Origin of the sequence: Nocardioides sp. Iso805N, assembly GCF_000364605.1 — a bacterium.
Lineage (GTDB): Bacteria > Actinomycetota > Actinomycetes > Propionibacteriales > Nocardioidaceae > Nocardioides.
This window is the reverse complement of sequence record NZ_KB822576.1, coordinates 200,356-214,476: the sequence shown is the minus strand read 5'-3', so window position 1 is coordinate 214,476 and position 14,121 is coordinate 200,356. Positions and strand designations below refer to the sequence as shown.

Below are 14,121 nucleotides of genomic sequence, written 5' to 3'. Positions count from 1 at the left end.
GATGGCGGACGACACCCCGATGAAGGAGCAGCGCCGCGGCCGCCGCATCGCGATGACTCCCGACGAGATGGACGCGTTCTTGAACCACGAGCGTATCGGTCGTGTAGCAACCGTCGGCGGCGACGGCCTGCCCCACGTCGTACCTCTGTGGTTCGTCTGGGACGGGAAGCACCTCTGGCTCAACTCGTTGACCAAGAGCCAGCGCTGGACCGACCTGATGCGTGACCCCCATGTCGCGGTCGTGATCGACGCCGGGCACGACTTCCACGAGCTCCGCGGTGTGGAGATCAACGGCACGGTCGAGGTCGTCGGCGAGGCACCCCGGACGTCGGCACCGAACCCGGACCTGGTCCAACCCGAGCTGCTCTTCGCACGCAAGTACGCCGGCAGCGACACCTTCGTCGCCGATGGCCGGCACGGCTGGCTGCGGGTCACCCCGACCAAGGTCACCAGCTGGGACTTCCGCAAGAACCCCGCGCTACAGCCGTCGAGCGGCGCGCGCGGCCCCGGAAGTACCCGCTGACGGCAACCCCGTCCCGGCATGGCGCCCTCCGCGGCCGAGGACCCGGTTGGCACCTACGGAGCATTGCTGACCCACATGGGCCTGGAGTTTGAGCCCGAGCAGCGCATCGACCGACAACGGGGCGCTCGGGCTGAGCTGCGCCGACATCACCCACGTCGTGCTGTCCCACCCACACTGCGACCACGCCGGTGGACTGCACTTGTTCCCGCACGCGAAGCTCTACGCCGGTGCCGACGACCTGCCCTACGCGCTGTGGCCGCACACGGCTGCCTTCGAGGGGCACTTCCGACGCGAGGACATCGAGCTCACCCGCGGCTTCGACTGGCACCCACTCCACGGCGACCACGACGTATTCGGGGACGGGAGCGTTCAGATCCTCTCGACACCCGGACACAGGCCGGGTCACCAGAGCCTCCTGCTGACCATGGACAACGGCCCGCTGATCCTCACCGGCGACGCGGTGCACCTCCAGATCGGGCTCACCCAGATCCTGCCGAGCGGATGGGACTGGAGCACCGAGCGCGCGGTTCGATCCATCCAGCGTCTGCGTGCCGTCGCCGACGCACTCGACGCCGCTGTCTGGGTCAACCACGACCCTGAGGACTGGGCGCGGTTCGGCGGTGAAGGGGAGGTCAAGCTCCCGTGAACGCGAAAGGCGCACGGCTCCCTGACGAACGGATCCGAGCGCTCAGCGCGGCCGTGAGGCCAGCACCTGTTCGCGCAGGATGTCGGCGTGTCCGCAGTGCTGGGCGAGCTCACGCAGGACATGCAGGTAGACCCAGCGCATCGGGAGCGGGCCACGTCGGTTGCCGTTGACGATGTCATCGACGCCGAGGTGCTCCACAGCCTTGCGCGACGCCACGCACGCTTGCACGTAGGCAGTCCTCACCGATGCGATCGTGTCCGCTTCGGTCAGATCGAAGGACTCGTCCGGATCGAGGGGGATGCCGATCTCGGAGCGGGGGCGGCACGTGACGGCCTCGTCGAACCACACCCGCTCAACGAAGGTCGCGTGCTTCACGAGTCCGAGCAGCGTCGTCTTGGACGGCACCAGCCGCTGGCGGGCCTCTGCTTCGGAGAGCCCGTCGAGGCAGACGGTCAATCCGCTTCGGTGCTCATCGATGAAGCTGGCGAGCTGCTCACCGATGCTCGCGCTGAAGTCCGAGGGCTCGTGAGTGCTCACCGGAGCAACGTATCGGTCGGAGGTCGATGCTGTGACGAACCGCCCCGTGCGACGATCGGCACATGAGACTCGGCGTCGTCATCGTCCAGACCCGGCCCTGGCGGCAGCTCGCGGCCGACTTCCGGCTGATGGAGGAGATCGGGTACGACGCGGCGTACGTCTACGACCACCTGACGCATCCGACCGCGGCCGGGGGCTGGCTGGCCGACGGCTTCGCCACCCTGGCAGCTGCCGCGACCGTCACCGAGCGGATCGAGCTCGGCCCGTTGGTCGCCTCGGCGATGCTGCACTCGCCGGTCTCGCTGGCGCGTCGTGCCGCCACGGTCCAGGACGTCTCGGGTGGCCGGCTGATCCTCGGCGTGGGCGCCGGGTCGCCGCGGGAGCCGCTGGCGGACACCGGCACGCCCCTCACCACGCGGGAGATGAGTGAGCGCTTCGCCGACCTGGTCGTCGGACTGGACGCGGTCTGGGCCGGGGCCACGCAGTGGCGGGGCACGGCGCGCGGGTTCGAGGGTCTGGAGACGGTGGCGCTGCCCGAGGGCACGGACCGGCCGTTCCTGTTGCTGGCCGCGCACGGGCCGCGAGCACTCGCGCTGACGGCGCGCTATGCCGACGGCTGGAACACCTACGGGGGCTGGGAGGCGAGCCGGCTCGAGCCGGAGGCCTACTGGACGCTGGTGCGTGAGCAGTGTGAGCGGCTCGACGACGCCTGTGAGAAGACCGGGCGCGAACCGGGGACGCTGCGCCGTTCGCTGCTGCTCGGGTTCGGCACCGTCCGACCGACCGCGTCGGTGGCGGCCTACCAGGACGCCATCGGTCGAGCCGGCGAGCTGGGCTTCGACGAGCTGGTGGTCTACGGGCCGTTCGGGCTGCCGGCCGCGGACGTTGCCTCCGACGTACGGGTGCATGCCGAGGTGCTCGCCGCACGCTGACGCCACACGAACGTCGGCCAGCTCTCGGTCACGCCGTCGTACGGCGAGATTCTGTGTGCCGGACGGGGGTCGGCGGGTGGACCGGTCCGACCATGAGTGGCGCAGGGGACGTCTCGGTGGTGTCGCAGCTGCTGGTGCCGAAACCGGAGAAGCTGAGAACGGACGTGGTCCCTGGCAACGTCACCCGGAGCGCGTCGTTGTCGACCACGGGGCACGAGTGCGAGACCGCCCAGGCGATGGTGATCACGGCCGGCTCGTCGGGGGCGACCAGCACCGGCTCCGCGCGGCCGAACGGCATGCCGCCCGCTTCATGCATCAGCGGCAGATCGAGGGGATGGCCGTGACTCATCAGCTGGATGGTCGGGTAGCCCTCGATCCGGCAGGGGCTGGTGCCTCGAAGCGTCAGGGTGAGGTGACGGTAGGCGGTTCCCATGGCACCGGCGATCTTGCTGATCTCAGCATGCAGGTCGCCGGAGATGCAGGCTTGCACGCCCTCGGCCGCGGCCGGGTCCGGAGACGCTGGGGCGGTCTTCGCCGGCGTCGGATCGGTCGTCGGGAGCGCCTTCCACGGCACGGCCCCGGCAGGTGTGGTCGCGCCGGTCACGCTGGTCGAACTCGTCGGAGCGCTCAGCGGCAGGCTGCGATCGGCCCCGTGAGCGAGGACGCCGACGGCGACGCTGATCCCGCCCGCCACGAGCAGAACGGCGGCGGCCACCCCTGCGACCCGCCAGCGCAGCGCCTGACCGATCTCGTCGCGGTGCCCGGGGTTCTCGGTCATCGTGCTGCCTCCAACTGTCGCGCCACGCGAGCCGGGCCTGGAGCGGCCGCCCCCAGGTTTCGAACGAGTCGTCGGTCCCGGCCATCGGGACCTCTCCTGTCGCATCGAGGGCTTGCTCCATGCTGGGTCTACACCCAGGCGACGCCCCTTCGCCCAGTGATCGGCAGATCTGAAAAATCCCTCGATCTCGTGTATCTTGATATCAAGACGTTAGGCCTGGGTGAATCACTCCCGAAGCAAGGGGAGCCTTACTTTCCCGCCCGTGTCAGCAGGCGGCAGGATGGCGTTGAAGACTTCACAGCCCGTCGCTTGAACCTAGGAGATGTGAGCGTTGGCCAGTCAGGACAGCTTCGGTGCCAAGAGCACCCTGGACGTGGACGGCAAGTCCTACGAGATCTTCCGCCTCGATGCGGTGAAGGGTGAGGGCCTCGACGTCGCCTCGCTCCCGTTCTCGCTCAAGGTTCTCCTGGAGAACCTGCTCCGCACCGAGGACGGTGCGGACATCACCGCGGACGACATCAAGGCGCTCGCCGGGTGGGACCAGAACGCGGACCCGGACAAGGAGATCCAGTTCACGCCGGCGCGCGTGATCATGCAGGACTTCACCGGCGTGCCCTGCATCGTCGACCTGGCCACCTTGCGTGAGGCCGCTGCCGACCTCGGCGGCGACCCGACCAAGATCAACCCGCTCAGCCCTGCTGAGATGGTCATCGACCACTCCGTGATCGCGGAGGCGTTCGGTACGCCGGAGGCGTTCGCCAAGAACGTCGAGATCGAGTACGACCGCAACCGCGAGCGCTACCAGTTCCTGCGCTGGGGCCAGACCGCCTTCGACGACTTCAAGGTCGTGCCGCCGGGCACCGGCATCGTGCACCAGGTCAACATCGAGCACCTCGCCCGCACGATCTTCACCCGCGAGGTCGACGGCGTTCTGCAGGCCTACCCGGACACCTGCGTCGGCACCGACTCGCACACCACCATGGTCAACGGCCTCGGCGTGCTCGGCTTCGGCGTCGGCGGTATCGAGGCGGAGGCCGCGCTGCTGGGCCAGCCCGTCTCGATGCTGATCCCGCGCGTGGTCGGCTTCAAGCTCACCGGCGACCTCCCGGAGGGCTCGACGGCCACCGACCTGGTGCTCACCATCACCGAGATGCTGCGCAAGCACGGTGTGGTCGGCAAGTTCGTCGAGTTCTACGGCGCCGGTGTCTCCGCACTGCCGCTGGCCAACCGCGCCACCATCGGCAACATGTCGCCTGAGTTCGGCTCGACCATCGCGATCTTCCCGGTCGACGAGGAGACCATCAACTACCTCAAGCTCACCGGCCGGAGCGAGGAGCAGCTCAAGCTCGTCGAGTCCTACGCCAAGGAGCAGGGCCTGTGGCTCGACCCCGCCGCTGAGCCGCGCTTCTCCGAGAAGCTCGAGCTGGACCTCTCGACGGTCGTCCCCTCGATCGCCGGCCCGAAGCGTCCGCAGGACCGCGTCCAGTTGACCGACGCCAAGACCGCCTTCCGCGGCGCTCTGGTCGACTACGCCGGCAACGCGAGCGACGAGCAGGGCTACGACGAGGCCGTCGCCGAGAGCTTCCCCGGCTCGGACGCTCCGTCCTACAGCGGCGGCAACGGCTCGCCCGCTCCGGACAACCACCTCTCGGCCGCGCCCAAGGACGGCGGTCGCGCGAGCAACCCGACCGAGGTCACCCTCGAGGACGGCTCGAGGTTCGTGCTCGACCACGGGGCGGTCACGATCGCCTCGATCACCTCGTGCACCAACACGTCCAACCCGTCGGTCATGCTTGGTGCGGCCCTGCTGGCGAAGAAGGCGGTCGAGAAGGGCCTTGTCCGCAAGCCGTGGGTCAAGACGACGCTGGCCCCGGGCTCGAAGGTCGTCTCGGACTACTACGACAAGTCCGGGCTGACGCCGTACCTCGAGAAGCTCGGCTTCAACCTGGTCGGCTACGGCTGCGTGACCTGCATCGGCAACTCCGGTCCGCTCATCCCCGAGGTCTCGGCAGCGGTCCAGGAGAACGACCTGGCCGTCGTGTCGGTGCTCTCGGGCAACCGCAACTTCGAGGGTCGGATCAACCCGGACGTCAAGATGAACTACCTGGCGTCCCCGCCGCTGGTCATCGCCTACGCGATCGCCGGCACGATGGACATCGACCTGTTCCACGACGCGCTCGGTCAGGACCAGGACGGCAACGACGTCTTCCTCAAGGACATCTGGCCGACCCCGACCGAGGTCGAGGACGTCATCGCCTCCTCGATCACCTCGGAGATGTTCGCCAAGGACTACGCCGACGTCTTCGCCGGTGACGAGCGCTGGCAGAACCTGCCGACCCCGACCGGCTCGACGTTCACGTGGGAGCAGGACTCGACCTACGTGCGCAAGGCGCCGTACTTCGACGGCATGTCCCTGACCCCCTCGCCGGTCACCGACATCGACGGTGCCCGTGTGCTGCTGAAGCTGGGCGACTCGGTCACCACCGACCACATCAGCCCCGCGGGCAACATCAAGGCCGACTCGCCGGCCGGTCGCTACCTCGCGGAGAACGGCGTCGCCCAGCGCGACTTCAACTCCTACGGTTCGCGTCGAGGCAACCACGAGGTCATGATCCGCGGCACCTTCGCCAACATCCGGATCAAGAACCAGGTCGCCCCGGGCACCGAGGGTGGCGTCACTCGCGACTTCACCCAGGCGGACGCTCCGGTCGCCGCCGTCTACGACGCGTCGGTGAACTACCAGGCCGCCGGCATCCCGCTGGTCGTCCTGGCCGGCAAGGAGTACGGCTCCGGCTCGTCGCGTGACTGGGCGGCCAAGGGCACCTCGCTGCTGGGCGTCAAGGCGGTCATCGCGGAGAGCTACGAGCGCATCCACCGCTCGAACCTCATCGGTATGGGCGTCATCCCGCTGCAGTTCCCGGCCGAGCAGAACGCCGACTCGCTCGGTCTGACCGGTGAGGAGACGTTCTCGATCTCCGGTATCACCGCGCTCAACGACGGCACCACGCCGAAGACGGTCAAGGTCACCACCGACTCGGGTGTCAGCTTCGATGCGATCGTCCGTATCGACACCCCCGGTGAGGCCAACTACTACCGCAACGGCGGCATCCTGCAGTACGTGCTGCGCAACCTGGTCAACAACAACTGACGCTGACCGGCTGAACCACCACACGACCCGCTCCCGGATTCGGGGGCGGGTCGTGTGCGTCTGTGGTTGGGTGGCGGTCTTGACCCCCAGGGGTCAAAACCGTCAGTGACCCGCGGCAGCGAGCACCCGGTCCCGTGCCTCCGCATCGAGCACCGCCAGCACCTCGAGTACGACGTCGCGCTCCTGGGCGTCCCCGGCCGCGTCCAGGATCTCGGACAGCGTCGGCTCGGGCAGCCTGCGGAAGAGGGTCGCGAGCCCGGTCTCCTCGTCGGCGTAGAGGACGATCTGCAGCAGGTCGGCGCCGCTCGCCTCCTCCGCGATCGTGACCATGATGTCGGCTTCCACGACCGCGACGAACCGGGCCAACGCGATCAGCTGGCCCGACCGGATCAGCCTGCGGGCGATGTCGAGCATCGTCTCGGCGGGCAGCAGCGCCAGGATCGGCCGCACCCGGTGCGGGTCGAGCCCGACCGCCAGCGCCGCCAGGAACTCGGGGGAGACGTGGCCGGCCACCCGGGCCGCCGCCTCGGGCTCCATCACGCTGACCAACCGTGCGCTCAGGCGGGGTCCCATCGCGTTCTCCGCGATCTTCGCCGTCACCCCAGCGGGCAGGATCCCGCTCGCCGAGGCGAGCATCCGAAGTCGGGCCTCGTGCCGCGCGAAGAGCGCGGCGCCGGTGACCCGGCGCAGCTCGCGCAGCTCCTCGGGACTGCTGGCGCTGAGGTAGTCGAGCTCGGTCTCCTCGACGTCGAGCTCGCGGGCCAGCTTGGTGATCTCGATCCGGGTGCGCAGCTCACTCATGCGCGCCGCCGAGCAGCTTCTTCGCCACCGGCCGCAGCAGGCGCGGGACGAAGGTGAGCGCCTCCTCCAGGGCGTGGGTCAGGGCAGCGCCCTCACGATCCATCGCCCGGTGCACGAGCTTCTCGTAAGCCAGGATCCGGGCCTCGTCGTGCTCGCCCAGTACCGGCACCTGGTCGACCGGCACCCGCAGGCGATGGGCAAGGTGCTGCAGTGCGGTGCTCATGGAGTCCTTCCGCCGGCGCGCGACCCGACGCGCGCGTGGTTGGTTCGGTGACCCTACCGTCACCGATCGACCTCGTGGCCTGCCCCTAGGGTGGAGCCATGCTTCTCGCCTTCAGCGTCGCCCCCACCACCGGTGATGAGAGCGGCGGCGTCGCCGAGGCCGTCGCCGCCGCCGTCAAGGTGGTGCGCGAGTCCGGTCTGCCGCACGAGACCACCTCGATGTTCACCACCATCGAGGGCGAGTGGGAGGAGTGCTTCGACGTGGTCAGGCGCGCCACCGACGCCGTGGTCGCGGTCGCGCCGCGCGTCTCGCTGGTGATCAAGGCCGACATCCGTCCCGGGTTCACCGGTCAGCTCCAGGCCAAGGTCGACCGGGTCAACAGGCTGCTCGGCGACTGATCGCCACGGCATCCGCGGGTTGCGCCACCCGGCAGCATGGGGGCATGGACTCACGGACCACGACCTATCGCACCGGTGACCGCGAGGTGGTGCTCGACATCACCGCCGACGCCCGGGAGTACGCCGCCGGCCGCGGGGACGGTCTGCTGCACGTGTTCGTCCCACACGCGACGGCCGGGATCGCGATCATCGAGACGGGTGCCGGCAGCGACGAGGACCTCCTGGCGGCGTTGGACGAGCTGCTGCCCAGGGACGACCGCTGGCGGCACCGGCACGGTTCGCGCGGTCATGGTCGCTCGCACGTGATGCCCGCGCTGATCCCGCCGTACGCGACCGTGCCGGTGCTCGACGGACGACTGGCGCTGGGGACCTGGCAGAGCGTCTGCCTGGTCGACCTCAACGTCGACAACGACGTCCGCGAGGTGCGGTTCAGCTTTCTTGGCTGACGAGCACCGCCGGTGCGGTGCGCTTGCGGCCGATCACCCAGTAGGCGGCAGAGCCGAGGGTGTTGACGCTCCCGAGCAGGCGCCAGATCGCCTTCGGGCCGCGCACTCCGGCCTTCGGGCGCCGGTTGATGTCGCGGATGGTGACCGCAGCGATGGCGGCCTGGACCGCGACGGCGGCAACGGTGAGACGGGCCTTCTGGGTGTTGTCGAGAGCCATGGGCCGAGTCTGCCACCCCGGCCCAGCAGTGCAACGCGCCCGGGGTGGGGGACAGGCCGTCGCTACCGTGAGGGGCATGACCGACTTCGCCTGCGTCCTGCTCGTCGACAGCCGTGGCTGGGTGCTTCTGCAGGAGCGCGACGAGCACGCTCCGATCGCCCCGGACCGCTGGGCGGCCAGCGGCGGGCACGTGGAGCCGGGGGAGTCGTTCCTCGAGGCAGCGGTACGTGAGCTTCACGAGGAGACCGGCCTCGTGCTCGCGCCCGAGGAGCTCCAGCTGGTGGGCGTCTACGACATCCACCACGTCGAGCGGGCCAGCGACGACCGGATGGCGCTCTACACCGCCGCCACCACCGCGACGGACGCCGACATCGTGCTCGGCGAGGGTCGCCAGATCGTCTTCGTCGATCCGGAGGTGATCCTGGACCTCCCGTTGAGCGATTCCGCCCGCGCGGTGCTTCCGGGGTTCCTCGGGTCCGAGGTCTATGCCACCCTGCGACCATGACGGCGCCCACCGACCTCGAGGTCCTGCCCGTGCCCGCCCAGGGCTGTGAGGACGTCCTCGTCGCCACCGCCGGCCCGGACGAGGGCTGCGTCTACACCGGCACCGCCGACGGCTCGCTGTGGCGGATCGCTCACGATGGGCGCCGGCTGGACCTGATCGCGCAGACCGGCGGGCGCCCGCTCGGCATCGAACTCTACCCCGACGGCCGGTTGCTGGTGTGCGACTCGACCCTCGGCCTGCTGCTGGTCGATCCGCGCAGCGGCGCGGTGGAGCGCCGGGTCGCCGAGGTCGACGGGCGAGCGATGCGGTTCTGCAACAACGCGGCGATCGGGACCGACGGCACCGTCTGGTTCTCGGACTCCTCCACCCGCTTCGGCCAGCCGCAGTGGAAGGACGACCTGGTGCAGAACACCCGCACCGGGCGGCTGCTGCGACTCGACGTTTCGGGCGAGGTGAGCGTCGTGCTCGACGGTCTGGCCTTCGCCAACGGCGTGGCGCTGGCCCCCGACGAGTCGTTCGTCGCGGTGGCGGAGACGGGCGCCTGCACCGTCGTACGGCACTGGCTCACCGGCGAGCGCGCCGGGATCAGCGACCTCCTCGTCGCCGGCCTGCCCGGCCATCCGGACAACATCGCCACCGGCTCGGACGGGCTGATCTGGGTGACGATCGCCAGCCCTGTCAACACGATGCTGGAGCGGCTGCACCGCGCGCCGTCGTGGATCCAGCGCGGCGCCACCCGGGTTCCCGAGTGGCTGCAGCCCAGGATCCAGCCCAGCGTCCGTGTGCAGGCCTACGACGTCGCCGGCCGGGTGGTGCACGATCTCCAGCTTCCGGCCGAGCACTACGCCATGGTGACGGGAGTGCGCGAGCACGACGGGACCGTCTGGTTGGGGAGCCTGGAGCAGTCGGCGGTGGCTCGCGTCGTGCTGTCGCGCTGAGCGGGCGTCGTACACTGCCGGGCATGGGTGTTCTCGCGTCGTTGTCCTCGCCCCGCGAGCTGAACGATCTCTCCGACGACGACCTGACCCTCCTCGCCAGTGAGATCCGTGACCTGCTCGTGGAGACCTGCGCGAAGACCGGCGGTCACCTCGGTCCCAATCTCGGCGTGGTCGAGCTGACCCTGGCGATCCACCGGGTCTTCGACTCGCCGGTCGATCGGATCGTCTTCGACACCGGTCACCAGGCCTACGTGCACAAGATGCTCACCGGCCGTGCCGACCGGTTCGGTGCGCTGCGGCAGGAGGGCGGCCTCTCGGGCTACCCGAGCCGGACCGAGTCCGAGCATGACATCGTGGAGAACTCGCACGCCTCCACCGCGCTGTCCTACGCGGACGGCCTCGCCAAGGCCTTTCGGCTGCGCGGCGACGCCCGCCACACCGTCGCCGTCATCGGCGACGGTGCGCTCACCGGCGGGATGGCGTGGGAGGCACTCAACAACATCGCGGTGGCCAAGGACAGCCGCCTGGTCATCGTGGTCAACGACAACGGTCGCAGCTACACCCCGACCGTCGGCGGACTGACCACCGCGCTGACCTCGCTGCGGACCAACCCGCGCTACGAGAAGGTGCTCGACCTGGTCAAGCGCCGGCTCAACGCCGTGCCGGGTATCGGTAGCGCCGCCTATGACGTGCTGCACGCGATGAAGAAGGGCCTCAAGGACGCCGTCGCTCCGCAGGGTCTCTTCGAGGACCTCGGTCTGAAGTACGTCGGCCCCGTCGACGGCCACGACCGGGTCGCGATGGAGCAGGCGCTGCGCCAGGCCAAGGGCTTCGGCGGGCCGGTGATCGTGCATGCGATGACCCGCAAGGGCTTCGGCTACGACGCTGCGGAGAAGCACGAGGCCGACCAGTTCCACAGCCCGGGTCCGTTCGACGTGGCGACCGGCGCGGAGACGCCGAAGGGCAGCATCTGGACCGACGCCTTCGCAGAGGAGATCGTCGCGATCGGCGAGCGCCGTCGAGACATCGTGACGATCACCGCCGCGATGATGCACCCGGTCGGTCTGCACGGCTTCCAGGCACGTTTCCCCGAGCGCACCTTCGACGTAGGCATCGCCGAGCAGCATGCCGCCACCTCGGCGGCCGGGCTCGCCCTCGGCGGCCTGCACCCCGTCGTCGCGGTCTATGCGACCTTCCTCAACCGGGCCTTCGACCAGGTCCTGATGGACTGCGCGCTGCACCGCACCGGTGTCACCTTCGTGCTCGACCGCGCGGGCGTCACCGGTGACGACGGCGCCTCGCACAACGGCATGTGGGACATGTCGATCCTGCAGGTCGTCCCCGGTCTGCGGCTGGCCGCGCCGCGCGACACCGCTCGGCTGCGCGAGCTGCTGAACGAGGCGGTCGAGGTCGACGACGCACCCACCGTGGTGCGCTTCCCCAAGGGCGCTCCGCCGAAGGACATCCCCGCAGTCGGTACGGCGGGTGGCTGCGACGTACTGCTGCGCGACGGGACCAAGGACGTGCTCGTCGTCGGCGTCGGCGCGATGGCGGGGACCGCCGTCGAGGTGGGGGAGCGACTGGTCGCCCAGGGCATCGGCGTCACCGTCGTCGACCCGCGGTGGGTCAAGCCCGTGGACCCGGCCCTGATCGAGCTCGCCGCAGCACACCGGCTCGTGGTCAGCATCGAGGACAACGGCGTGGTGGGCGGCGTGGGCGCGGTGTTGCTGCAGACCCTCGCCGAGGCGGGCGTGCGAACTCCGGTGCGGCTGCACGGCATCCCGCAGGACTTCCTCGACCACGCCAAGCGGGCCGTCATCCTGGACCGGATCGGGTTGACCCCGCAGGCGGTCGCGCTGGACACCATCACCCGGCTCAGCGCACTGGTGGACCACTCCGACGCCGAGCCGTCGCTGCACTGAGCGGCCGTGCCGCTACCAGGCAAAAGGAAAGGGCCCCGGTGGTGTCCGGAGCCCTTTTCCCTCAGGGAGCAACTGAGTTCATCCGGAGTTTACCGCGCCGTCAAGGCGATGGCACCCTCCGCGTTGTGGGAGTAGTCACGCGGGTCGCGGCCCCCTCCGGATCCTAGGTCTGGGAATATCGTGGGACGCGCTGACGCTGGCCCGACGCCATGTGGAAGCGGAACAGTCTCAACCGAAAGTCCCAGGAGCAGGCCGTGTCGAGATCGAAGCTCGTACATATCGTCGACGAGGTCGCTGAGCTCGACGACTTCGAGGGCCCGCTCACCATGATCCAGGTCCTCGACGGATTCCTGGACGCGGGCAACGCCGCTGCGCGAGCCGCGCGGCACCTCGTCGAGGTCTCCGACACCGCCCCGGTGGTGGCGACGTTCGACGTGGACGCGTTCCACGACTACCGGGCCCGACGGCCCGCGATCTCGTTCGTCCGGGACCATTACGAGTCCTATGACGCACCGCGCCTGGTGGTGCGGCTGCTGCACGACGCGGGCGGCACGCCGTACCTGCTGCTGACCGGCCCGGAGCCCGACAATCGCTGGGAGGCCTTCGCGCGGGCCGTGCGCGAGGTCGTGGAGCGCTTCGAGGTCGACAACCTGGTCTCGCTCGGCTCGGTGCCGATGGCGGTGCCGCACACCCGCCCGCTGACCGTCACCCATCACGCCAACAATCCTGATCTGGTGCCCGAGGAGAGCCACTGGACCGGGGAGATCCGCGTTCCCTCGAGTGCGCAGGCGCTGGTGGAGCTTCGGCTGGGCGAGTGGGGCCACGACGCCCAGGGCTTCGTGGTGCACATTCCGCACTACGTGGCGCAGCTGGACTACCCGTTGGCCGCCGCCGAGCTGGTGGAGAAGGCCGAGCTCGCCGGCCGCCTGACCATCGACCTGACCGAGCTGCGGCTCGAGGCGGAGTCGCGCGCCGAGGAGATCGCGCGCTACCTCGCCGAGCACGAGGAGACCGCCGAGGTGGTGCGCGCCCTGGAGCAGCAGTACGACGCGTTCGCGCGCGCCGAGGAGGGCGGCTCCTCGCTGCTGGCCGACGACCAGCCGCTGCCCACGGGTGATGAGCTCGGTCGTGAGTTCGAGCGGTTCCTGGCCGACCTGGAGAACCCGGAGAAGGGCGAGGGGGAGAAGTGACGGACGTGTCGGATGTCGTGTCGGCGGACTCGGTGATCGCGGAGCGGAGCCCTGCCGAGGCGGTCGCCGACCTGGTCGCGGTGCTCGAGCTGGAGACGATCGACGACGACCTCTTCCGCGGTGTGCCGGCACCCAACGACAGGGGCCGCACCTTCGGCGGGCACGTCGCAGCGCAGACGCTGATGGCGGCTATCCGGACCGCTGGCGAGGGCTTCACGGTGCACTCGATGCACTCCTACTTCCTGCTGCCCGGGGACCCGATGCACCCCATCGTGTACGACGTCCAGCGCATCCGCGACGGCCGTTCCTTCCAGACCCGCCGCGTAGCCGCGCGCCAGCACGGCCGCGAGATCTTCTACCTCACCGCCAACTTCCAGCTGCACGAGGAGGGCTTCGAACACCAGGACGTGATGCCCGCGGCCCTGCCGGCCGACGAAGGCATCGACCTGCGTGCCCTGATGTCGAAGGGCGGCACCCCCGAGGGCGAGGCGTTGGCTCGCGAGTGGGCGGCCATCGACGGCCGGATCGTGGGCAACTCGCTGCACGGTCTCGAGCCGGACCCGGCCCGGCCGGCGCAGCAGCGGATGTGGCTGAAGATCGCCGCCGAGCTGCCCGCAGACCCCAACGTCCACCTCGGCGCTTTCACCTGGGCCTCCGACATCAGTCTTCTCGGTGCGTCGCTGGCGGCGCACACACTGGACAGCTCGCGCGTGCAGATGGCCTCGCTCGACCACACCATCTGGTTCCACCGACCGTTCCGGGCCGACGAGTGGTGGCTCTACGACCAGGAGTCGCCGTCGGCCGAGAACGGCCGCGGGCTCTCCCTCGGCCGGGTGTTCTCCGCCGACGGTCGGTTGGTGGCGACCGTCGCGCAGCAGGGCATCATCAGGCCGCCGCGGCGCTGATACGGCGTACCT

16 protein-coding genes are annotated in these 14,121 nt (G+C 69.7%); 11 read left to right on the top strand and 5 right to left on the bottom strand.

Annotated elements, in window-relative coordinates; translation table 11 throughout:
- Position 1: 1 nt before the first annotated feature.
- Both H036_RS21920 and H036_RS21915 read left to right on the top strand, forming a co-directional pair.
- A complete protein-coding gene (locus H036_RS21920) occupies positions 2–523 on the top strand; it encodes a pyridoxamine 5'-phosphate oxidase family protein (protein ID WP_232421820.1) in 522 nt (173 codons plus the stop codon).
- A gap of 88 nt (positions 524–611) precedes the next feature.
- On the top strand, positions 612–1,169 hold the full coding sequence (locus tag H036_RS21915; protein ID WP_051068609.1) for an N-acyl homoserine lactonase family protein: 558 nt from the start codon (positions 612–614) through the stop codon (positions 1,167–1,169).
- 42 nt (positions 1,170–1,211) lie between these two features.
- Here the strand turns inward: H036_RS21915 and H036_RS0105295 are convergent, their stop codons facing one another.
- Positions 1,212–1,706: a DinB family protein gene (locus tag H036_RS0105295; protein WP_017933738.1), complete on the bottom strand. Its 495-nt coding sequence runs from the start codon at positions 1,704–1,706 to the stop codon at positions 1,212–1,214.
- 62 nt (positions 1,707–1,768) lie between these two features.
- On the opposite strand from H036_RS0105295, the gene H036_RS0105290 reads away from it, so the two are divergent.
- Positions 1,769–2,638, top strand: a complete 870-nt coding sequence (locus H036_RS0105290) for an LLM class flavin-dependent oxidoreductase (protein ID WP_017933737.1) — start codon at positions 1,769–1,771, stop codon at positions 2,636–2,638.
- A gap of 28 nt (positions 2,639–2,666) precedes the next feature.
- Here H036_RS0105290 and H036_RS24225 read toward each other — a convergent pair whose 3' ends face one another.
- Positions 2,667–3,416 (bottom strand): DUF4232 domain-containing protein, encoded by a 750-nt coding sequence (locus tag H036_RS24225; RefSeq protein WP_017933736.1) that lies wholly within the window; start codon positions 3,414–3,416, stop codon positions 2,667–2,669.
- 331 nt (positions 3,417–3,747) lie between these two features.
- Here H036_RS24225 and H036_RS0105280 point away from each other — a divergent pair, with 331 nt between their 5' ends.
- Positions 3,748–6,564 carry an aconitate hydratase gene (locus H036_RS0105280; RefSeq protein ID WP_017933735.1) on the top strand — a complete coding sequence of 939 codons (2,817 nt, stop codon included), beginning with the start codon at positions 3,748–3,750 and terminating at the stop codon, positions 6,562–6,564.
- 102 nt (positions 6,565–6,666) lie between these two features.
- Here the strand turns inward: H036_RS0105280 and H036_RS21905 are convergent, their stop codons facing one another.
- Together H036_RS21905 and H036_RS0105270 are read right to left on the bottom strand one after the other, a co-directional pair.
- A complete protein-coding gene (locus H036_RS21905; RefSeq protein ID WP_017933734.1) occupies positions 6,667–7,365 on the bottom strand; it encodes a hypothetical protein in 699 nt (232 codons plus the stop codon).
- A complete protein-coding gene (locus H036_RS0105270) occupies positions 7,358–7,588 on the bottom strand; it encodes a hypothetical protein (protein ID WP_017933733.1) in 231 nt (76 codons plus the stop codon). Before H036_RS0105270 ends, H036_RS21905 begins: the two co-directional genes overlap by 8 nt.
- Before the next feature lie 98 nt (positions 7,589–7,686).
- Here H036_RS0105270 and H036_RS0105265 point away from each other — a divergent pair, with 98 nt between their 5' ends.
- Positions 7,687–7,986, top strand: coding sequence for a thiamine-binding protein (locus H036_RS0105265; RefSeq protein WP_017933732.1), 300 nt, complete (start codon positions 7,687–7,689; stop codon positions 7,984–7,986).
- 44 nt (positions 7,987–8,030) lie between these two features.
- The gene (locus H036_RS0105260; RefSeq protein ID WP_017933731.1) at positions 8,031–8,432 is read left to right on the top strand and encodes a secondary thiamine-phosphate synthase enzyme YjbQ; all 402 of its coding nucleotides are present in this window, start codon (positions 8,031–8,033) and stop codon (positions 8,430–8,432) included.
- On the opposite strand, the gene H036_RS0105255 is transcribed toward H036_RS0105260, so the two are convergent.
- Entirely contained in the window at positions 8,416–8,649 is a 234-nt protein-coding gene (locus tag H036_RS0105255) for a hypothetical protein (protein WP_017933730.1), read from the bottom strand. The genes H036_RS0105260 and H036_RS0105255 overlap by 17 nt on opposite strands.
- A 76-nt stretch (positions 8,650–8,725) precedes the next feature.
- Between H036_RS0105255 and H036_RS0105250 the strand changes: the two genes are divergently transcribed.
- The 5 genes from H036_RS0105250 (at position 8,726) to H036_RS0105230 (ending at position 14,109) form a co-directional block, all read left to right on the top strand.
- Entirely contained in the window at positions 8,726–9,154 is a 429-nt protein-coding gene (locus H036_RS0105250; protein WP_017933729.1) for an NUDIX domain-containing protein, read from the top strand.
- Positions 9,151–10,092, top strand: coding sequence for an SMP-30/gluconolactonase/LRE family protein (locus H036_RS0105245; protein ID WP_017933728.1), 942 nt, complete (start codon positions 9,151–9,153; stop codon positions 10,090–10,092). The genes H036_RS0105250 and H036_RS0105245 overlap by 4 nt, the downstream gene beginning before the upstream one ends.
- Positions 10,093–10,115: 23 nt before the next feature.
- Positions 10,116–12,014 carry a 1-deoxy-D-xylulose-5-phosphate synthase gene (gene dxs / locus H036_RS0105240; protein ID WP_017933727.1) on the top strand — a complete coding sequence of 633 codons (1,899 nt, stop codon included), beginning with the start codon at positions 10,116–10,118 and terminating at the stop codon, positions 12,012–12,014.
- Between the two features lie 254 nt (positions 12,015–12,268).
- A complete protein-coding gene (locus H036_RS0105235) occupies positions 12,269–13,204 on the top strand; it encodes a proteasome assembly chaperone family protein (protein WP_017933726.1) in 936 nt (311 codons plus the stop codon).
- 5 nt (positions 13,205–13,209) lie between these two features.
- The gene (locus H036_RS0105230) at positions 13,210–14,109 is read left to right on the top strand and encodes an acyl-CoA thioesterase (protein ID WP_232421808.1); all 900 of its coding nucleotides are present in this window, start codon (positions 13,210–13,212) and stop codon (positions 14,107–14,109) included.
- Positions 14,110–14,121: the final 12 nt, after the last annotated feature.